General features: G+C 63.8%; 18 protein-coding genes. 12 read left to right on the forward strand and 6 right to left on the reverse strand.

The features are described from left to right. Positions 1-271: 271 nt before the first annotated feature. Positions 272-691 (forward strand): DOPA 4,5-dioxygenase family protein, encoded by a 420-nt coding sequence (locus ACQR03_RS24175; protein WP_316164856.1) that lies wholly within the window; start codon positions 272-274, stop codon positions 689-691. Positions 692-753: 62 nt separating this feature from the next. On the opposite strand, the gene ACQR03_RS24180 is transcribed toward ACQR03_RS24175, so the two are convergent. The 4 genes from ACQR03_RS24180 to ACQR03_RS24195 form a co-directional block, all read right to left on the reverse strand. Then, complete coding sequence (locus tag ACQR03_RS24180) at positions 754-1,644, reverse strand: alpha/beta hydrolase family esterase (protein WP_315717379.1); 891 nt, start codon at positions 1,642-1,644, stop codon at positions 754-756. After that, entirely contained in the window at positions 1,644-2,525 is an 882-nt protein-coding gene (locus ACQR03_RS24185) for a sterol desaturase family protein (protein ID WP_434842001.1), read from the reverse strand. Before ACQR03_RS24185 ends, ACQR03_RS24180 begins: the two co-directional genes overlap by 1 nt. A gap of 118 nt (positions 2,526-2,643) precedes the next feature. Next, the gene (locus tag ACQR03_RS24190; protein WP_434842000.1) at positions 2,644-2,946 is read right to left on the reverse strand and encodes a hypothetical protein; all 303 of its coding nucleotides are present in this window, start codon (positions 2,944-2,946) and stop codon (positions 2,644-2,646) included. Positions 2,947-3,169: 223 nt separating this feature from the next. Further along, positions 3,170-4,279, reverse strand: a complete 1,110-nt coding sequence (locus ACQR03_RS24195; RefSeq protein WP_434841999.1) for a polysaccharide biosynthesis/export family protein — start codon at positions 4,277-4,279, stop codon at positions 3,170-3,172. A 689-nt stretch (positions 4,280-4,968) separates the two neighbouring features. Here ACQR03_RS24195 and ACQR03_RS24200 point away from each other — a divergent pair. Then, a complete protein-coding gene (locus ACQR03_RS24200; protein WP_434925368.1) occupies positions 4,969-5,253 on the forward strand; it encodes a hypothetical protein in 285 nt (94 codons plus the stop codon). A gap of 1,845 nt (positions 5,254-7,098) precedes the next feature. Beyond that, a complete protein-coding gene (locus ACQR03_RS24205) occupies positions 7,099-7,482 on the forward strand; it encodes an H-NS histone family protein (protein WP_316170943.1) in 384 nt (127 codons plus the stop codon). A 207-nt stretch (positions 7,483-7,689) separates the two neighbouring features. Here the strand turns inward: ACQR03_RS24205 and ACQR03_RS24210 are convergent, their stop codons facing one another. Then, positions 7,690-9,162 (reverse strand): undecaprenyl-phosphate glucose phosphotransferase, encoded by a 1,473-nt coding sequence (locus ACQR03_RS24210; protein WP_315752488.1) that lies wholly within the window; start codon positions 9,160-9,162, stop codon positions 7,690-7,692. Between the two features lie 504 nt (positions 9,163-9,666). Here ACQR03_RS24210 and ACQR03_RS24215 point away from each other — a divergent pair. Together ACQR03_RS24215 and ACQR03_RS24220 are read left to right on the forward strand one after the other, a co-directional pair. Further along, positions 9,667-10,464: a glucose-1-phosphate cytidylyltransferase gene (locus ACQR03_RS24215; RefSeq protein ID WP_315717387.1), complete on the forward strand. Its 798-nt coding sequence runs from the start codon at positions 9,667-9,669 to the stop codon at positions 10,462-10,464. Further along, the gene (locus ACQR03_RS24220) at positions 10,461-11,114 is read left to right on the forward strand and encodes a PIG-L deacetylase family protein (RefSeq protein WP_315717389.1); all 654 of its coding nucleotides are present in this window, start codon (positions 10,461-10,463) and stop codon (positions 11,112-11,114) included. The genes ACQR03_RS24215 and ACQR03_RS24220 overlap by 4 nt, the downstream gene beginning before the upstream one ends. Before the next feature lie 97 nt (positions 11,115-11,211). On the opposite strand, the gene ACQR03_RS24225 is transcribed toward ACQR03_RS24220, so the two are convergent. Then, complete coding sequence (locus tag ACQR03_RS24225) at positions 11,212-12,312, reverse strand: hypothetical protein (protein ID WP_315717390.1); 1,101 nt, start codon at positions 12,310-12,312, stop codon at positions 11,212-11,214. A gap of 378 nt (positions 12,313-12,690) precedes the next feature. Here ACQR03_RS24225 and ACQR03_RS24230 point away from each other — a divergent pair, with 378 nt between their 5' ends. The 7 genes from ACQR03_RS24230 to ACQR03_RS24260 all read left to right on the forward strand — a co-directional run bounded on the left by ACQR03_RS24230 (position 12,691) and on the right by ACQR03_RS24260 (position 20,954). Further along, a complete protein-coding gene (locus ACQR03_RS24230; protein ID WP_315717391.1) occupies positions 12,691-13,728 on the forward strand; it encodes an NAD-dependent epimerase/dehydratase family protein in 1,038 nt (345 codons plus the stop codon). 57 nt (positions 13,729-13,785) lie between these two features. Continuing rightward, a complete protein-coding gene (locus tag ACQR03_RS24235; RefSeq protein ID WP_434841998.1) occupies positions 13,786-15,048 on the forward strand; it encodes a methyltransferase domain-containing protein in 1,263 nt (420 codons plus the stop codon). A gap of 41 nt (positions 15,049-15,089) precedes the next feature. Next, complete coding sequence (locus ACQR03_RS24240) at positions 15,090-15,632, forward strand: dTDP-4-dehydrorhamnose 3,5-epimerase family protein (RefSeq protein ID WP_315752493.1); 543 nt, start codon at positions 15,090-15,092, stop codon at positions 15,630-15,632. A gap of 103 nt (positions 15,633-15,735) precedes the next feature. Continuing rightward, on the forward strand, positions 15,736-16,704 hold the full coding sequence (locus ACQR03_RS24245; protein ID WP_316200836.1) for a phytanoyl-CoA dioxygenase family protein: 969 nt from the start codon (positions 15,736-15,738) through the stop codon (positions 16,702-16,704). Positions 16,705-16,728: 24 nt separating this feature from the next. Continuing rightward, positions 16,729-18,048, forward strand: coding sequence for a DUF4910 domain-containing protein (locus tag ACQR03_RS24250; protein WP_316200837.1), 1,320 nt, complete (start codon positions 16,729-16,731; stop codon positions 18,046-18,048). Positions 18,049-18,109: 61 nt separating this feature from the next. Next, positions 18,110-19,267, forward strand: coding sequence for a glycosyltransferase (locus ACQR03_RS24255; RefSeq protein ID WP_316200838.1), 1,158 nt, complete (start codon positions 18,110-18,112; stop codon positions 19,265-19,267). Between the two features lie 187 nt (positions 19,268-19,454). Then, entirely contained in the window at positions 19,455-20,954 is a 1,500-nt protein-coding gene (locus tag ACQR03_RS24260) for a lipopolysaccharide biosynthesis protein (RefSeq protein WP_316200839.1), read from the forward strand. Positions 20,955-21,040 lie beyond the last annotated feature (86 nt).

Raw genomic sequence — 21,040 nt, forward strand, 5'->3', positions numbered from 1 at the left:
TGCCAGGCCTGCAAAGGACATCCCCTCTTCACAACCCAAAACAACAACGCCGCGCTGAAACCTCAGCGCGGCGTTGTCGTTTGTCATGGTGCGGTCGTTCGCGCGGCGACATGCTGCCGGGGTCGAAGCTCGAGCCCCGCCGAGATCTCGAGGCCAGAGTCCACCGGCGATGACTCGCGGCGCGACCGAGGGCAGGCTGCGATGCTAGGATGACCACGCCGCATCGGTTCGCCTGTGCGGCCAACGCGGTTGAATTGATCGAGAGGCGCGGATGGAAACGACCTCGGCAGCGCAGCCGCATCGCCTGAGCGCAATTGCGAGCTTTCATGCCCACATCTATTTCGATGATGCCACTCGAGCCGAAGCGGCACAGCTGCGGCAGTGGATGGCCGACCGCTTCCTCGTGACGCTCGGGCGTTGGCATGACGCGCTGGTCGGGCCTCACGAGCGGCCGATGTATCAAGTTGCCTTCGCGGTCGACGTGTTTCCAGTGCTGGTGCCATGGCTGATGCTCAATCATGGCCGCCTCAGCGTGCTCGTGCATCCGAATACGACGGAGCCGTTGGCCGATCACACCGCGCACGCGTTGTGGATCGGACCGCCGCTCGGCATCCGCGGTGAGAATCTTCCTTCGCACGGCGAGGCAGAGCTGCCGCGCGAACCGAACACCACGCCGACGATCGCCGCCTGAGCTCGCGTGCCCATTGGTGACCGCTCCGTCTCGGCACGCTCGGAGCCTTCAGACTTGCGGGACTACAGCGTGCGCGCGAGATCGAACGCGCGGAGAATGACCTCGGCGGCATCGATGTCGAAATTGCTCGGGCCGAGCAGGCGCGGCGCCAGCGGGCGGCGGCCGGGCAGGGCATGTCCGCCACCTTCGACGCGATACAGCGACACGCCGCCGATCACCTGACAATCGCGCCAGCTGAGTTGCGTGACGGAGGTGTCGCCGGCGAGATCCCGATGCGGCAGCGCCACGGCCTGCCGTGCGCTGCAACCGTCGCGCCGCGCAAAGAACTCCGCCGTCTTTTCAGCGCTCCACACCCGGCCGCGCCCGCCGCGCAGCCCGACCTCGCCGCCGCGATAGGGCACCATGGGATCAGCCGTGCCGTTGATCATCACCACCGGCACCGGCCGCGCGGTGCAGGGCTCGATGCCTTCAGGCATGTTGGCGATCACCGTGCCGATGCCGGCAAATAGCTCCGGCGCCTTGCAGGCCAGGGTGAAGCTCATCATGCCGCCATTCGAGATGCCGGCGAGATAGATGCGCCGGGAATCGGCTGTGCCGTCGGCGACGAGCTGCCGCACCAGGTTGCGGATGAAGCCGACATCATCGGGACCACCGGAGCGACCGTCGCGGCCGTCATTCCATTGCCGGTCGACGCCATCGGGAAAGACCGCGGCGAAGCCATGGGCTCTCGCGGCTTCGGCAAAGCCTGTCGTGCGGGCGGTGCCGGCGCCGCTGCCGAGCGCGCCATGGAGCACGATCACGGTCGGCTGTGGCGTCCTGCCCGTGGTCATCACCAGCGCATGACGTGGACCGTCGCTTGTATCGAGGATGATGCCGCGCTCGGCGGCGAGCGCCGTGGTCGACACGAGCAGAGCGGCCGCCATGGCGGCCATGAACGATCGGCGATGTGACATCATGAGCATCCTTCTCGGCTGGCGGGTGACTCCCCTCGGTGGAGCTTCTCTCCGGGCGCAGCGGTCAGCACGTGCAGCCGCATGGCCCAGCTCCGGGCTGCCGCGAGATCGCGGGCGATCGCAATCCATTCGCCAAATGCGATCCGCAACGGATTGACGCTCGGTTCAACGCCGACGAGGCCATAGTGCAAGGTCTCGCCGGCCGGGGCCTCGGCGAAGCTACCGAACAGCCGGTCGAAAATGATGAGCACGCCGCCATAGTTGCGATCGAGACAGGACTCATTGGCAGCGTGGTGGACGCGGTGATGCCGTGGCGTGTTCAGCACATATTCGAGCGGACCGAGATGCGGTGCGAGCTCGGTATGGATGAAGAATTGGTAGAGCAGATTGACGCCGAGCATGGCGATGATGGCGAGCGGATGGAAGCCGAGCAGCGCCAGCGGCAGATAGAACAGAAAATGACCGGAGATCTCGCTCGTCCAGCCGAGACGAATGGCCGCGGTCAGGTTCAGATGCGTCGAAGAGTGATGCACGGCATGCGTGGCCCACAGCCAGCGAACCCGATGCGAGGCGCGATGGTGCCAATAATAGACGAACTCACTGGCGAGAAACAATGCGAGCAGGGCCAGCGGCCGGCTGGGATCGAAATCGAAGATCCTGTGGCGATAGGCGATGATGAAGGGAACGGCTGCGACGAGCGCGACCATTGCGCGGATGAGGTGCTGTCCGACCGCGATGGCGAACGAGGCTGCGGTCTCGCGCAGGTCGTGAGTCTCGCGGCCGGCGAGCCGGCCGAGCCCATATTCCAGCGTCATGAAGCCGACCGCCGTCAGCAGCACGATCATCCGGGTCGACGGGGGCAGGGAAGGGAGGATGGGCATGGCGCGTGTCCGGCGTCATCGGATGGAGACGGCGTGCCGGTCCGCTCCGGAACAGCAAGCGGACCGGCGATGTCAATTGCTTCGGGAGGACCATGGCCAGCGGCGCCGCGGCGTCCGCTCAGCGCGTGACGGTGCGGCTGTAGCTGTAGGAATTGCCGCGCGGTCCGGTGCCCTGGCCCTGCCGGGTGCAGCTGCCGTCGCTGCAGCTGGCGGAGCCAGAGCGCGACCAGCTGCGGCCGGCGGGACCCGTGCCGCCACCCTGCCAGGCGCAGGCACCCCCGGAGCAACTGCCGGAGCCGCCAAATGAGGTGGTGCCGCGCGGTCCGGTGACCGAGCCGCTGCGGGTCCAGGCATTCGCGTCGACCGCTGCTGCCGCCGAAAGGACTGCCACGAGCAGAAATGTCGCGATGGGTGTCTTCACGTCAGTCTCCCAATTCGTTCGCGCGGGCGATCGCGTCGCCTGCAGAGGGATACTGCGCGTTCGATGTCACGGCCGGATGCACCGCCGGTGTCGTTTGGTCGCGGTGATTGGCTGGATTGTAACGGCTTGTCACACGACGGCCGTCCGATGCCGCAACCTCGAGCGGGGCGGACTCTCCGGCCCGCCGCCCCCGGTCAGGCCGCTACCGGCCCGCCGTTGCGCTTCACCACCGGGTCTTCGTCGCCGTGTTGACGTTGATCACCGCGGTGGCCGTGTTGGACGTCGTCGCCGCCGTGTTGTTGATCAGGGTCAGAAGCTTGTAGTAGTCGACGACCTTGGCATTGGCGACATACATCACGTCCTTGCTGCGCATCTGGAAGCCCGAAGCCAGCAGCATGCCGGAGGGATCGCGCAGGTTGACGTGGTAGATGGTCGGAATGCGGTCGTAGATGAAGCGGCTGGTATCGATGCCGAGCTTCTGCAGCAGCGGGCGCTCCTCGTAGCGATAGAGGAAGACCTCGGCGGGATCCGATTGCTGGTCGTTCAGGCCGCCCGCCTTGCCGATCGCCTGGGCCAGCGTCAGCGTCTCCGTATCGAACGCAATCTCGGAATTGAAGCCGAAGACGTTCTGGTTGAGGGCGCCGAGGGCCGTAAACGTCGGGGATTCCCGCGTAATGTAGACGACGTCGTTCGGGCGGATGAAGATGTTCTCGCGCGGATCCTGCACCACGCGGCTGAGCAGCACGCGCACGCGCTTGCCGTCCCGCTGCAGGGTCACGTAGCTTTCGATCGCCTCGTGCCTCGGGCCGCCCGCACGCGCGATCACCGCCAGCAGGCGTTCACCCACGCTGTTGAGGGCCAGCACGCCCGGCGTGTTGACGTCGCCGAGCACGCTGACCACGCTGGAATGCTGCTGGTTCAGGCTGACCACGACCTGCGGCTCGAGGGCGCGCTTCTGCAGCCGGAGGACGATCTCCTGCTCGATCTGCGGCAGCGTCCGGCCGGCGGCGGCGATCTCGCCCGCATAGGGAACGCGGATATTGCCTTGCTGGTCCACCGCCTGCGCCGGCAGATCCACGAAGTTGCCAGGTCGGGCGCCGGCGGCCGTGGCCGGCGTGAACAGCCCGCCTGGGGCGGCTTCGAAAATGGACACGTTCAGCACGTCACCGATTCCGGCGAGCTGCACCGGCTTCGGCCGCTTGTCGGGAAACACGCCCTGGAACGTGACCATGTTGGGCTGCGACAGGAAGCCGATCGTCTCGGGGCTGACGTCGACCAGCGCATAGGGGAGCGCCGTATTCGACCGCACGCTGGCCGTGGCATTGTCGCTCACTGCGTTGCTGGTCGGCCCCGTCCCGGGAAGCAGGGAGCAGGCTGGCAGAAGCGCCAGGATCGCCAGAGTTAAGAGCGCGCGCGGGCCACGGCGAAGGCCACGAAAGCCCTTCGGGCCCGCTGCGCTCTTGCGCACAGCAGCCCCGCCACCGGTCGACCCGGGCGGCTTGATCAAGGCTTTCAAACGCTTCCCCAAATACAGCAAAAATACGTTCCCCACGCTGCTCCCTCACCAAGAAGGGAGAACGTCCCACTTGTTTCAACCTACCCGGCGGCCATACCGGGCGAAAGCGCACCGCCATTCCGGTTGGTCCGCTTTTGCCCGGCCGTGCCAATTAGGTCACACTCTGACATTACCATATTACCACTCTAAGCTATCAACGCCGCCGGAGGGTCCCACGGTGGAGGGATGATCCATTCGACCTAACAGAACCCGAGCAATTTTAAGCACAAAGCCGTTGCGCAACGGTTAGCCCGAGTCGCTTCGCTCGGGCAGGGACCGACGACCTCGCAGTCCGCGCAGAGCGTCGGTGAGCCGAGGCAGCCGGACAGCCGAGGGAGGCGAACCTGCGCCGCCAAGGCCCTCTGCAATCGGTGAGATTCGAAGGCCGTGCGGGCGGGCCGGTTGTCCAAGGCCGCCGATCAAGTCTATGCTGCTGCGCCAGCCTTTGAGGCTGTTTGCAACGGAGCATGCAATTGTCGAACGTGATCAGGATCGCCGCAGGCGCTTTCGCGATCGCCCTCACGGGCCTATCCGATCCCGCGTCGGCGCGCGGCCTCTATCCGCTGACGGAGTGCGGGCCGGATCTCAGCCGACTCTGCCGGCTGCACGGGGCATTCGAGGCCACTCCGTTTCATTACAATCTCGCGATTCATCCCGGATGCATTCGGCGCGTCGCCGTCGAGACGCCCCGGGGCGTGCTGTACCGCCGCGCGCTGGTGTGCGGGGCGCCGGCGCGGCCCATGTTGTGGTAACCTGGGCCCCTTCCTCGACGTCTCCGAACGGCGCTGGACGCTCCGCTCTATCGAGTCATGGTCAAGCTCGGCGCAAGATGGCGGCCGCGATGGCCGATAAGGGCGGTGCTCGGCCGGTCCAGCCGCGTTCGGGGAGTGTCGATCATCGCGCAGACGATTAAATGGGCAGCTCCGCACCGTATTCTTACGTAATCTAGAATTAAATTAATTGTGTAGAGACGATTCTGCACGGTCGGAGACATAAAAGGGTAGACTGAACAAACTAAAGCTTCAATTGTACCGGACGAAAGGTACTTAAAAATACCTTTCTGGCAATGCGGTAGCATTTTACTGCAAACCGCAGCGAGCGCTAGAAGTATTTAATGTCTTGCTGTCAAATGGTAAATTAACTTGTCGCGAGTGGTTAATTTAATGCCGAAAATCGAATTCGTGCATCGTTGCGATGACGGTTCGGCGGCATTCGGCGAAGAAGCCCTCGAAACTCGCCAACGAGTGGGGTCCGTCCTTGTGTGACGAGCTTGGTGCCGCGTTGATTGAGGATATTGAGATGGGTGGCGGCGGTAGCGCTTTGAAGGCCGTCCTGAAATCGTTGAATAGAATACGCCTTGCCAAATTACGTTTCGGCCGGCGAACGTCAGGCCGTTCGCAGCAATCCGTGCTGCGGTCGCAGATCGAGCTTTGTGATGCCTTGCTCGATGAGATCCAATCCATCAGCAGCAGCCTCGGCAAACGCGCGAAGAAGTCCACGGCTCCCAGGCGTCGCCCGAGGGCCACGCGGCGCGGCCGCGGGACGGCTCACTTGATTCCGCCCCGGCCGGCGGTGCCGGGTCGAACCAGGCAGCAGAAATAATCGCATCGGAATTTGATCGCCGCGCCGGCCGGCCGTCATGGCCGCGCCGGTTGCCGGCGCGAGGCGACAGCCGCTCGGCATTGACCCCTGATGACGCATCAGGTCGCCCAGTGCGGCTGTCGGTGGCGCTCGACGGCCGGATGTCATCTGGACGTTCTTCAGCCGTCGTGTCCCGCAAGACAGCGCTCCGAGACGGGCCGGAAACCATATCGCCGGCGAACCATGCGATGCTGCCGTTTCACCTGGCGCACGGGCCTCTGACGTTGCCCTCACGAGCGATGACTTTGGACAACGGGTGCCCGGATCGGCCGCCGGGTGTCCGCAGCCGTCCTCGACATCACGGCCGATCGCAGCGCAGTTAGTTCCGCTACCGATGGTGTGCCCGTCTGACGCCGCGCGCCCCCGGATGCCGTCGGCGCGACGCGGGCGAGTCTGATTCGCGTGAACGCACCTGAAGGATCCAATATTTGAGGAAGGCGTTTGATTCGCCGGAACAATGTCGGCGGCTTTGCGGCATATTCACGATGGCGTGCTCAATTAAACTCGCTCGCGACATTTTGTGCGCATGCAAAAATATCTCGGTCCGGGTTATCAGGGTGCTCGCTCGAATAGGTTGTAAGTCCGCCGCGGCAGCTTTGAAAACCATGGCGTGGGGAGAATATCAGCTATCAAATACGCGCAAGTTCGATCATCGAAACTACGTCACTTTGACGCGGTCTTGCCGTAATATGCTGCGAATTCGTCGCAGAATCGTGTTGATTCGGCGGCTTCTTCCGGTGTGCAGACGAATGCTGCCGCAATCTCGAAGGCGGCGCGACATCGTTTCGGAAACGGGGTTGCAGGTTGCACTTTATTTGAGTTACAACCATTTGGCTTGGCCGGGGTGGTATAACTCAAATATTCAGTTTTTCCGACCACGAGCCACTTGCGGAACGAAATACCGAATTATATGACGTTAATCCGGCAGGATAGAGATCACAGACAAAGGTCGCTGTATGTCCACCAAGAAGATCGATTTCGAGGCGATGTCCTTCGATGACCTCTGGTCTCTCCACGAGCAGATCAGTCAGATCCTCGCCGTGAGGATCACGTCGGAGAAGCGCGAGCTCGAACGTCGACTGGCGGTTCTCAACCGCAGCCGCGGTGCCATCGAAGGTGCCGGCAGCGAGGGTGGGCAGTCCTACACCACGAGCGGCAAGGCGCGGCGCAAATATCCCCGCGTGCTGCCGAAGTATCGCAATCCGCAGACCTCCGAGACTTGGTCCGGCCGAGGCAAGCAGCCGCGTTGGCTGGTGGCGGCGATCAAGACCGGGCATCGGATCGAGGAGTTTGCGATCAATGGGGCTGCCGCTTCGAAAAGTCGCCGTCAGCGCGCCTGATCGAGGTAGCTTCAGTCAAGCCCGTTCCTAGTTTGAGCGACGTGCCGCGTCGATGCGGCGCCTGATTCGCCCTGTCTGCATTGGGGAGCGACATGTGAGCGGTCTGACGCCCATGTTGCGATCCGCCGGCCAAAACCCTGAAATCGGTCCGATCTGCCCGCACGGCTCCGCCGATGGGCTCGCGATCATCATCCGTTGCGAATGCGCCTAATAGGCATTGTTGCCGCGGATCAGCTCGATCGGCGTCCTCAGCAGGATCGCGATGTCGAGCGACAGGCTCCAATTGTCGATGTACCAGAGATCGAATTCGACGCGCTGTTCGATCGACGCACGCGTGGGCGTCGGGCCGCGGCAGCCATGCACCTGCGCCCAGCCGGTCAGTCCGGGCTTGACGCGGCGACGGAACGCGTAGTTGCGCACGAGCTTGTCGAATTCGTTGTCGTGCGCCAATGCGTGGGGGCGGGGACCGACCAGGGACATGCTGCCGTCCAGGACGTTGAGCAGCTGCGGCAGCTCATCGATGCTGGTCCGGCGCAGCCAGGTCCCGAGCCGGGTGAACCGGCTGTCGCCGATCTGGGCCTGGACGATCGAAGGCCCGTCCTCGAGAACGGACATCGTGCGAAACTTGTAGATCTGAAAAGATCGGCCGTTGAATCCACAGCGCTGCTGCCGGAACAGCACTGGCCCGGCCGAGTCGAGCTTGATGGCGATCGCCACCAGCAGCAGCAGCGGCGACATCAATGCCAGCGCGATGCCCGCCAGCATGACATCCATGAGCCGCTTGGTGGCGTGTTCGAGCGGGCTCAGCAGGCCGCGCTGCAGCTCGATGCAGACCGCATTGCCGAGCTCGCGGCACGGCCGCTTGAAGAGGTCCGACGCCGTTCCGAGCGGCACGAAACTCACTGGAAACGGCAGGACTCTCAGCTCGGCGCCGAGCGTGCGCAGGTCGGACAAGGGTTCGGGATTGGCGCCGACGACGATCTCTTCGATGTCGGAGCCGCGCACATAGTCGATCACGCTGGAGACGATCCGCTGTCGCTGATCCGGATCCGCGTCGGGCTCGGGAAGCAGGAAGTGTCGCTGGACGCGAAAGCCGGTGTCGGTGAGCACCTGGGTCAGTCCAGGGTTGTCCTTGCTGGCTTCATCGGTGATCAGAACGATGTTGCGGCCCGAAAACCGTCTCTCCGCCAGCCCCTTTGCCAGCAGATAGGCGGTGGTCCGGCGATGCAGGATCAGCGCCACGAGCCCGAGCATCGCGAATACGATGCTGCTGCCGCGTGAGAATTCGCTCCCGATCTTGAGCGCGAACAGCGCGCCGGCCAACACGAGGAACGCCGTGACCCAGGTCAGGCAGGCCGCGCGGATCTGGCGCGGCAGGATCAGCAGCTCGGCCGGCCGGTACATCCCGCGGATCTTCATCAGCGAGACGAACAGTGCCGACACGAGGATCGCCAGGCCGAGCGATTTACTGACGTCGTTGGCGCCCGCCGCATCCTGCAGGTGATACAGAAACCCGGACAGGACGCTCGACATGGTGATCGTTGCGATGTCCGCCACGATCGCGAAGGGCTCCACCGAGTCGTAGTGGACGGGCCATTTGCGCCCTTGGAATTGCCGTTCCACGAGGACGGTCGGCATTCCGTTTCGGTCGAGAGTCTCGGGCTGATCCACGTAATGCATGGGATGTCGGTGTTCGAAACTCGGTTAAATAGCGGTTAGCCGTCATTATATGTTTTGGTATTTAATTTAAACAGTTAAAAATTGCCATTGGGATTTATTCGCGCCGCCGGATTATCTCCCGATACCGCGGATCATCTCCCGATACCGCGACGAGGCCGATGACACCGGAATGGCGGTTCTTGAAGCGCGGAAACGATGCGGAGCGCGCGCCCTCCAGGCGGTCCCGGCAAATGCCGGTGTGGCGGATTAATGTTCGTGCGGCGGATATTTCAATGCCGGACGCCAAGAACGGCATTTAAAAATAAATATAATTGGATTATTAATCCGGAGCCGGGCGCCCGCGACGCGGGTGACGTCCGCAGCAGACCGAATGCAGGGGAGGTTTTCCTCGCGCAGTCGGGAGGGCGAAACGAGGGCACGGCGAGCCGTCTCCGAGGCCGGCCGGCGAGATTGGAAGATAATGATGCTCATTTCAACGATCGAGAACCCGAAGGACGTCGCGCCATGAAGGTCGTATTGTTCTGTGGAGGACTCGGGACGCGGATCCGGGAATACTCCGACAGCATTCCGAAGCCGATGATCCCGATCGGCCATCAGCCGATCCTCTGGCATGTCATGCAGTATTACAGCCAGTACGGGCACCGGGATTTCGTTCTGTGCCTGGGCTACAAGGCCAATGTGGTGAAGGAGTATTTCCTGAACTACAATCAGGCGTCCACCACCGACTGTACGATCTCGCAGTTCGGCAGGAAGGTCGAGCTGCTGGGCGATCGCCCACCGGATTGGCGGGTCTCGCTGGTGGACACCGGCATCTGGCGCAACATCGGCCAGCGACTGCGGGCCGTCCGGCACATGGTCGAGGGCGAGGAGATCTTTCTCGCCAACTACAGCGACGGCCTGACGGACGCGCCGCTGCCGGAGATGATCGATCGTTTCAAGCGCAGCGGGAAGATCGGCTGCTTCATCGCCATCCATCCGCCGATCAGCTTCCACCTCGCCGAATTCGACGCCGACGGCACCGTGGGCCGCATGGCGGCGAGCAATGATTCCAACATCTGGATCAACGGCGGCTACTTCATCTTCCGCAAGGAGATCTTCGACTATATCGAGGAGGGGGATGAGCTGGTCGTACAGCCGTTCAAGCGGCTGATCGACCGCGGCGAGCTGATGGCCTACCGCTACGAAGGGTTCTGGCGGGCCATGGACACGCTCCGCGACCGCCAGGTGCTCGAGGAGATGATCGAGCGCGGCGACACGCCTTGGCATCTCGGCTCCAGCCTTCCGGCTGTGGTGAACGGATGAGGGCGCTGCAGCTCGCCGGTCGCGGCGACCGGCTGTCGGTCCTGTGCCTCGGTGCGCATTCCGACGACATCGAGATCGGCGCCGGAGGCACGCTGCTGTCCTGGCTCGACCAGGGCATCCGCCTGGATGTTCATTGGTGCGTGCTCAGCGGCAATGGCGAGCGCGGCGTCGAGGCGCGGGCGTCTGCCGACGATTTCCTCGCCGAGGCCGCCGGCCGCAATCTCGAGATCATGCAGTTCCGCGACGGCTTCTTCCCCGAGCAGGGCGAGGAGATCAAGGCCTGGTTCGAGCAGCTCAAGGGCCGCATCAATCCCGACGTCATCCTCGCCCACCGCCGCGACGACGCCCATCAGGACCATCGGCAGGTCAACCGCCTGGTCTGGAACACGTTCCGCGATCATCTCGTCCTGGAGTACGAGATTCCGAAATGGGATGGCGATCTCGGACGGCCCAATGTCTACATGCCCGTCTCCGAGCGGATCATGAAGCGGAAGGTCGCGCTGCTGATGGCGCATTTCGGCAGCCAGCGCTCCAAGCAATGGTTCGACCCGGAAACGTTCATGGGACTGGCGCGACTGCGGGGCATGGAATGCCGCGCCGCCGAGCGCTATGCCGAGGCATTCGTCGCGCGCAAGCTGTCACTGGGGTGAACGGCGGCCGAAGGCGCTCGCCGCGAAGGGCGCATCGATATCCGATCGGCGAGGAGATGATCGGCGCTTGACCGCGATGCGTCGCTGCGCCCGGCGGTCAGCCGGCCGCCCGTCGGGGAAGTTCGACGATCTCCTCTGCCGGCGGGCGCTCGATTGCGGTGGCCGGCACCTTCTCCAGCCAGACCTCGCGCCACCACGCATAGATGCCGCGTGGGCAGAACAACCGGTTCTCGCTGTAGCGCGACTGGCAATAGACGCCGTCGAGGATGACGGCCGGCGTCTTCATCCGCCGGATGTAGCCGGTGCGTTCGTCGATGAACTTCTCGACCCGCGTTCGCACCCGGAACACCTTGCCGCAATAGGGCACCATCTCGGCGTCGAAGCCCATGCCGCGGTTGTTGGTCTGTTTGTCGATGGTGGCCAGGATGTCCTGGTGCGGGCGCACGCGGACAAGATCACCGGGCTGCAGCCCGAGATCGGCGATCGGCGCGTCCTTGTCCGTCAGGAGATCGCCGCGCTTGCGCGGAAACGGTACGCCGCCCCACAGCGACTGGACGCGGTCGTAGATCCAGCGCGCGGGCCGGCCGAGCCGGGGACGACGCGCCATGGTGGCGCCGACATAGGCGAAGTAGAGGAAGCCCCGGAACATCTTCGCGAGCGAGACATTGCCGGACGCGATGTCCTCGGCGTATTGCCGGGCGTCCCACCATTTGAGCGGCTGGGTGTAGGTCGGCAGCTCGGTCGCCTGGCAGGCGTAGCGCGGGCCCTTTCCCGGCTGCTGGTCCGGCGACTTGGTCGCATCCCACACCGCGCGCACCGTGCAGCCGCCGGGCGGCGGAAGGGGAGCCGCGCGATCCGGGCCGGCCGACGCTGGTTTGGCCGGATCGACCGGGGTGAGCCACGCCTCCTTCCAGAAGATCAGGCAGGCCGCCTGGCAGCCGCCATAGGCCTCGCCGTCGCAGCGATGCTCGAGATGCACCGCGTTGGGGAGGCGCCGTCCGAGCCACTCTCCGGTGTTGTATCCGGTGACCGTGTCGCAGGTCTTGTGGGCGCGCTTGTAGACCTGGAAGCGCTGGCCGCACCATTTGAACATCTGCGGCATGAACGGCAACCCTTCGAGGCGCCCGTTGGCATCGAGCGTCGCCAGGATCTCTTCCTTGCTGCGCACTTCGACCCAGTCGCCGGCGGATAGTGTCATGCTCTGTCTTTCAATGCTTCAATCAATGCGTCATCGAGGCGGGCGGGGCATCCCGCGCGGGACGCCTCATTTGCAGGGATCGAATTAAAGCTGCCGAGGTCTGCGATCAACATTTGTTCCTTTTGCGGCATTATTTAATTGAGCGAATTAATTAAATCAAGAGGGGGCCTGATGCCGCGCCGGCCGGATGATCGTAACATCAGGCGGGTCGGGGTAAATACACGGGTTTTCCCGGAGTTTTGTGCGCCGTGCCGGAGAAATCGGCGGGCGGCGTCGCTTGCCGACGGATTCACTGGACGCTGGCTAGAATATTAAATTATAATCCACTACAGGATGATTTAAATTCTTGTTTTGGCTTGTGGCATAGAGGGTGCGATTTTGAAGGTACTGATCACCGGAAACATGGGCTATGTGGGTCCGGTCGTCGCGCGGCATCTGCGGGCGCAGCGCCCGGATGCGACGCTGCACGGCTTCGACAACGCCTATTTCGCGCACTGCCTGACCGGAGCGCCGGTTGTTCCGGAGCGATGTCTCGACGAGCAGATCCATGGCGACGTCCGCGACATGTCGCTCGACCTCCGCGGTTATGACGCCGTGGTCCAGTTGGCGGCGATCTCCAACGATCCGATGGGCAATCGCTTCCAGGATGTGACGCTCGACGTCAACCAGAATGCCACCGTATCGCTCGCCAGGAGGGCTGCGGCGGCCGGCGTGAAGAATTTCGTGTTCGCGTCGAGCTGCAGCGTCTACGGCATCGCCGACGGACCGCCGCGCAAGGAGAGCGATCCGCTCAATCCCATCACGGCCTACGCCAAGTCGAAGATCGGATCGGAGCAGGAGCTCGCCGCGATCGACACCGGCATGACCATCACCTGTCTGCGCTTTGCGACGGCCTGCGGCATGTCGGATCGGCTGCGGCTCGACCTCGTCCTCAACGATTTCGTGGCCTGCGCGCTCACCCGTCGCCAGATCAGCGTGCTCTCCGACGGCACCCCGTGGCGTCCTCTGATCGACGTCGCCGACATGGCGCGGGCGATCGACTGGGCCATCGACAGGCCGGCGGCGACGGGCGGCCGTTTCCTCACCGTCAATGCCGGCTCGGACGACCGCAACTACCAGGTCAAGGATCTCGCCAACGCGGTGGCTGCGCGCGTGCCGGGGACCAGCGTGTCGATCAACACCTCCGCGCCGGTGGACAGCCGCTCCTACAAGGTCGATTTCGGCCTGTACCGCTCCCTCGCCCCCGATCATCAGCCGCAGGTCACCCTGGACCAGTCGATCCAGAACCTGGTCGATGGTCTCAAGAGAATGCAGTTCAAGGATGCCGAGTTTCGCTCGTCCGATCTGATCCGTCTCAAGGTCCTGCAGGACCACATGGAGACGGCCAGGATCAACGACAGGTTGCAATGGACGTGATCGCGCCGGGGCGGACGCTTCGCCTCAGCCGGCAAAGACAGTAGTGACGGAGACATCATGGAACTGACCCTTCCCACCGCCGTCGGCGTCGCGCCCAAGTGCCGGCACTGCGGCGACGACCTGACCCTCAAGCTGATCGACCTCGGCGCCTCGCCGGTTGCGAACGACTACATCGATCCGGCCAACTACATGCGCGCGGAGCCGTTCTATCCGCTGGAGACCTTCGTCTGCCGCGAGTGCCGTCTGGCGCAGACACGCGACCTCCTGGCCGCGTCCGAGATCTTCCGCGCCGACTATGCCTATTTCTCCTCGCACTCCACCTCGTGGCTCGAGCACGCGCGGCGCTACGTCGAAGCCATGGCCGATCGCTTCAAGCTCGGTCCGGCCTCGCGGCATGTCGAGATCGCGTCAAATGACGGGTATCTGCTGCAATACTCCCTCCAGAAGGGGATCGACTGCCTCGGCGTCGAACCCTGCGAAAGCGTTGCGCTGGCCGCGCGCGCCAAGGGCATCGAGACCCGGGTCGAGTTCTTCGGCCGCGACTATGCGGCCCGCCTCCGGGAGGAGGGCTGGTCGGCCGATCTCCTCACGGCCAACAACGTGCTCGCGCACGTTCCCGACATCAACGACTTCGTCGGCGGCGTCAAAATCCTGCTGGCCCCCGAGGGCGTCGCGACCTTCGAGGTTCAGCACCTGCTGACCTTGATGCAGCGGCATCAGTTCGACACCATCTATCACGAGCATTTCTCCTATCTGTCGCTGATCGCGGGCCTGCGCATCTTCGCCCAAGCGGGCTTGCGGGTGTTCGACGTCGAGCTCCCGGAAACGCATGGCGGCTCGATCCGGTTCTTCGTCTGCCACGCGGGCGCCGCTCATGCGGAGAGCCCGAACGTCGCCGATGTTCTGGCACGAGAGCGGGCCTATGGGCTGCATGACGACGCGATCTACATGGCCTGGAACGAGCAGGTCAAAGAGACGAAGCGGGCGCTGCTCGAGCTGCTGACGGCGCTGAAGCGCGACAACAAGAAGATCGTCGGTTACGGAGCCCCGGCGAAGGGCGTGACGCTGCTCAATTATTGCGGGATCCGCACCGATTTTCTCGACTTCACGGTCGATCGCGCCCCGTCCAAGCAGGGCCGCTACATGCCGGGCGTGCGCATTCCGATCCTGCCGCCGGAGGCGATCTTCGAAGCCAGGCCCGACTACGTCCTGATCCTGCCGTGGAACATCAAGAGCGAGATCAAGGCGCAGATGGCGGCCATTCGCGATTGGGGCGGCCGCTTCATCGTGCCGGTCCCCAAGGCCACCATCGAGGAGTAGAGCAAGGCATTGCCGCACGATTGCGCGAAGAGTTTTGAGCCATGAGGTTTGTCCAGCTGGGACGTTCGGATGCGCGGCTGATCGAGCTGACCGTTCGCTCCGACGAGCGCGGCAGCTTCACGCGAACCTGGTGCGCGAAGACCTTTGCGGAGCAGGGCATCGCGTTTGTCCCGGTGCAGGGCAACAGCTCGGTGACCCGACGCCGCGGCACCGTCCGCGGAATGCATTTCCAGCGTGCGCCGAAGCCTGACGCCAAGATCGTCCGCTGCAGCGCCGGCTTGATCCACGACGTCATCGTCGACATCAGGCCGGAGTCTGCGACGCGCGGCGAGGTCTATGCCTGTGAGCTCGGTCCCTCGACGGCGCGGATGCTCTACGTCCCCGCGGGCTTTGCCCATGGATTCCAGACGCTGACCGACGACGTGACGGTCGAGTATCTGATGGGCGAGGATTATGTCGAGGAGCTCTCGGACGGTTTCCGGCACGACGATCCGATGATCGGCATCCGATGGCCGCAGCCGGTGACGGTGTTGTCGGCCAAGGATGCTGCCTGGCCCTCGCTTGCCGAACGGGGGCTGTGGTGAAGCAGCACGGCGGCAGCGAGGTGTCTTGGGGGAGGAATCTGGCGGCTCCGGAGCGGCCCGATCGCCTCGAAGGTTCTGACGATTTGTCGAGGAGGATCACGGAATGACGAACATTTTCGTTGATGCCATCATGCCCGATGACGAGCGGCGCCAGAAACTGTACGAGGGTGCGCTGTTCCTGTACTCGCCGACGCCTTCGCTCGATGCGCTGGTGGCGTTCGCCAGGGAGCTGATCGAGGAGGCGTTTCATCCTTACGATCCGCGGACGGCGCAATTCGAGCTTCCTGTCGAGCGCTACGTCGAGATTCTCGTCAGGCTGAAGCCATTCTTCATTCATCACGCCCGGTCGAAGGAGCTGGTGCAGGGAGCGCTCCGCGAGCTTGGCTGCGATCCCGAGCTGACCTATTTCGACGTGCCGCGGCTGCGGTCGGCAACGAGCGACGACTATCTCACCACCGGGATCGCATTCGCATTCCACCCTCATCGCGACACCTGGTACTCGGCGCCGCCGTGCCAGCTCAATTGGTGGCTGCCGGTGTATGACATTGCGCCGGACAACGGCCTTGCATTCCACCCGCGCTATTTCGACGAGGCGATCAAGAACGGCTCCAGAAACTATAACTATTACGAGTGGAACCGGACCTCACGCGCATCGGCGGCGCGGCACATCAAGACTGATACACGGGTGCAGCCGAAGCCGGAGCAGGAGATTGCACTGGATCCACAGATCCGGGTGGTCGCGCCGAGCGGCGGCGTCACGATCTTCTCCGGAGCGCATCTGCATTCGTCGGTGCCGAACACCTCGGGCGTGACGCGGTTCAGCATCGATTTCCGCACCGTGCATTTTGCCGACGTCAGCGGCCGGCGCGGCGCCATCAACGTCGATTCGGAGTCGACAGGCACGAGCCTGCGCGACTTCCTGCGGGTGACCGATCTTGCGCGGCTGCCTGAGGAGGTCGTCGCGCCATACGATCAGGTGGAAGCTCCCGCGGAGTATCTGGTCTACCAGCCGACGATCGTGCCGCTGCCGACCGGCGATCTCGCAGCCGATGCCGCCCAGGCGTCGGCCTGAATGATGGTGTAGGGTCGACGCGCCATGTTGGACATCCTCAAATCCACGGCTGGTCCGAGAATGCCGGCGATCGATCTCCACGATCTGGTCGCTGAGCTGTTTCCGATCAATCGCAGCCTCACCGGGGCGGGTGTCCGGCAGACGCTCGGCATTGTCGCGCGTCATGTGGGTCTTACGATTCACGAGGTACCCTCCGGGACGCCCGTCCTGGACTGGCATGTGCCGGCGGAGTGGAACATTCGTCGCGCGACGATCTCGACCCTGTCGGGCCGCGTTCTCGTCGACTTCGCCGACAACAATCTGCACGTGATGGGCTACAGCAAGCCGGTCCAGGCGGTGCTCAGCCGTGCCGAGCTTGCCAAGCACGTCCATAGCTTGCCGGATCAGCCTGATCTCATTCCATACCGGACCGGCTACTATGCCGACGATTGGGGCTTCTGCCTGCCGGACCGTCTGTGGCGGGAAATGACGGAGGACAGCTACCGCGTCGAGATCGACAGCGAGCTCTCGCAGGGATCGTTGACCTATGGCGAATTCTTCGTCCCTGGACGGACGGACAAGGAAGTCCTGATCACCTGTCACATCTGTCACCCGAGTCTCGCCAACGACAATCTCTCAGGGATTGCCGTCATGACGGCGCTGGCGATGCGGCAGGCGCAGCGGACACACCGGCTCGGGTACCGATTTCTGTTCCTGCCGGCAACGATCGGCGCGCTCGCATGGCTCGACCGCAACGAGCGGAATCTCGGCCATGTCGAACACGGCCTCGTCCTCACCTGTCTCGGCGATCCCAGTGGATTTCACTACAAGCAGAGCCGGAGCGGAGCGAGCATCGATCGCGCCGTCGCCCATGTCCTGAAGCACGCCGGCCATCCGCATGAGATTCTGCCATTCAGCCCCTATGGATATGACGAGCGGCAGTTCTGCTCACCGGGATTCGATCTGCCGGTCGGGTGCCTGATGCGCGGCGTGCACGGCACGTTCCCCGAATATCACACCTCGGCCGACAATCTGAATTTCGTCAAGCCGGACTGTCTCGACCAATCCTACGCGGTCATCGAGGAGGTGCTGGATCTGCTCGATCGCGACTGCATCTATGAGCGCGTCGATGGGCGAGGGGAGCCGCAACTGGGACGGCGCGGCCTGTATCGCGCGATTGCCGGCCAGCGCGAGGCAGGCGGTGCGACGCAGATGGACCTCCTGTGGGTCCTCAACCTTGCGGATGGCAAGCATAGCCTGCTCGACATGGCGGTCCGGGCCGACGTTCCGTTCGCGCGCATCGATGCCGCCGCACGGATCGCGCTGGACGCGGGTCTCATCCAAACGCCGGTTTCATCGTCGTGACGTCGCCGCCTTCTCCGCACAGCACCGTGCAAGTGATCCAACAACACCAGAGCGAGGCGTCATGAGTTCGCAGCCGGCCAAGCCCCGCATCGCCGTCTTCTCACTCCGAAACATCTTCGGCAAAGCCCTCAATCGCGGTCCTCACGTCGAGTTCGAGGACATCATCTGCGAGGTCGATTCAGCCGAGATGTTTGCACCCGTGCTCGACCCGTCGAGCCGACGGGCGAGCTTCGCCACCCGGCTGGGCTACCACGCGCCCGTGCTGTTGAATCCCGGGCTGGCGCGGATCGAGCCGCAACAGCAATACGACGTTCTGTTCGCGATCTGCGGATTCCCGCAGGACCTGATCATGTTCAATGCGATCGAGGATCTGAGAGGCGCGTGCAGGACCTCGGTGTGTCTGCTGGACGAGCTCTGGGTGAAGGAGATCGCCAAGCACCGGCATTTCCTGAAGATCCTCGCCAAGTTCGACGTCGTGATGCCGTTCCAGATCAGTACTGTGAAGCCGCTCAGCGAGGAGATCGGCAAGGCATGCGTGCATCTTCCGCTCGCCATCGATGCGATCCGGTTTTGTCCCTATCCCGATCCGCCCGCAAGGGTCATCGACGTCTTCAGCATGGGGCGCCGCTCCCGTGTCACGCACCAATCACTGCTCGCGATGGCGCGGGACAGCGGCCTGTTCTATCTCCACGACACGATCGGCGGCAGCCAGGCCATCGATCTCCGGGAGCACCGGACGCAGATGGCAAACCTCGCCAAGAGGAGCAGGTATTTTCTGGTCAATCCCGGCAAGTTCGACGAGCCGCAGGAGACCGGGCGGCAGGTCGAGTTCGGCTATCGGTATTTCGAGGGCGCGGCGGCGGGAGCCATCATGCTCGGCGAGCGTCCCGACAACGAGCTGTTTCCGCGGCTGTTCGATTGGCCCGAGGTGATGATCGACGTGCCGCATACATCGCCCGACATCGACCGGGTCATCAGGGAGCTGGACGACGATCCGGTCCGCCAGGACCGGATGCGGCGAACCGGCATGGCCCAGACGTTGATGCGGCATGACTGGGTGTATCGGTGGGAGACGATCCTGGAGGCCACGGGTCTGCAGCCGATGCCGGGCCTCGCTGCCCGCAAGGATCGGCTGAAGAGGCTGGCCGCGATGGCGGCCGGTCCAGGGATCACGCGCGAGCAGGAGTTAAATCGCAAGCCGGTATTGTTGGCGCAGTGACGTTTCAATCATTTTCTCCGCCACAAGGAGACGTCATCGCTCCCCGCGGCCTCCGATCTCGGCCGCGAACGATTTTATACCGGCTGCATTTTCGATGGTCGGATTTTCATGGCCCTGGACGGATCTGTTTGGCCCGTGACTGGGAATCGGAAGGTTGGTTACGATGATTGAAAGCGATTGAACGGAAATGTCGGAAGCCGTCGCCGCCTATTTCGAGGAACATCGGGAGTCGAGCGATCTCGGACGCCGCGCGCTGCGCGGCGGCCTGATTTCCATCGTCATCCAATACGGCAATTCCGTGCTTCAGATCGGAGCGGCCATCGTTCTGGCCCGGCTGCTTGCGCCGGAGGATTTCGGGCTCGTCGCCATCGTCACCGTGCTGACGAGCTTCGCGCCGCTGCTGATCGACTTCGGCCTGCTCGATGCCACTGCCCAGCGCAGCAGGATCACTCCGGCCCAGGTCAGCGGTCTGTTCTGGGTCAGCACCGGCATCGGCGTTGCGGTGGCGATCGTCGTCGCGGCATCTAGCCCGCTGATTGCCTGGGTCTACGGTGATCCGCGACTGGAGCCGATCGCGCTCTGCGTCGCGATCACCTTCGTGCTGTCCGGGCTGACCAATCAGCACATGGCGCTGCTCCGGCGCACGCTGCAGTTCGGCCGCATCGGTCGGATCCAGCTGTTCGGCACGCTGGCGGGGACGGTTGCCGCCGTCGCCATGGCATTCGAGGGCTACGGCTATTGGGCGCTGGTCATTCGCCCCGTCGTGACATCGATCTGCGTCGTGGTCGCCGCGTGGTCAGCCTGCCGTTGGCGGCCCAGCGCGCCGGTGTTCGACGCCGAGGTGCGATCGATGGTGCGTTTTGGCCTCCACGTGGTCGGATTCACTGTGGCCTATACGTTGTCGCGGGCGGTGGACCGGATCGCGCTCGGTCTGCTCTACCGGCCCGATCAGGTTGGGTACTACCAGAATGCGATGAACCTGTACGACAACTCGATCTATGCGGCGCTCAATCAGACGCATGCGGTGGGAAGCTCGGCGCTCAGCAAGCTGCAGTCGAATCCGGCCGCGCTCCGGCAGAAGTACGAGGCGGCGCTGTCGATCCTGGCGTTCTTCCTGATGCCGGCGGCGGCGATCCTCTCCGTCACGGCGGAGGACCTGACCGTCGTCCTGCTCGGGCAGAAATGGCAGGCTGCGGGAGCGCTGCTCAGCATCATCGCGCTGCGCGGCATTTCGCACGTCGTCGAGGGCTCGCAGGGCTGGCTGCATCTGTCGCTCGGACGGGCGGACCGGTGGCAGACCTGGGGGATCATCTCGCTCGTCGCGCAGGTCGTTGCGGTGCTGGTGGGGCTGCCCTTTGGGCCGGCCGGCGTGGCCTGGGGCGTCGTGGTCGGATACTCGCTGATCGCTTTGCCGTCGGTGATGTATGCCGGACGTCCGATCGGGATCGGTGCCGAGCTCGTGGTCCGGGCCGTCGGAGCGCAGACCATCGGCGCCGTCGCAACCGCAGCGACCGGCTGGTGGCTGCAAGCGACGTTTCTCGGAGCCTATCCCGCGCTCGTGCGCATGATCCTGTCCGGCTGCTTCTGCGGCTGTCTCTATCTCGCGATCGTTGTCGGCGTGTTCCGGGTCCGCGAGCCGCTCAGGATCGCAGGTACGATCGTCCGGGACTTCATCGGCAAGCGTTGAGAGGGAGCGAAAGGAGCCCGGAACCCCGCCCTCGTGCCGCGATTAACTATCGCAATCGTTAAATGCCACATATAAAATATCCCGTG

Source organism: Bradyrhizobium sp. HKCCYLS3070, from assembly GCF_051167575.1.
GTDB lineage: Bacteria > Pseudomonadota > Alphaproteobacteria > Rhizobiales > Xanthobacteraceae > Bradyrhizobium.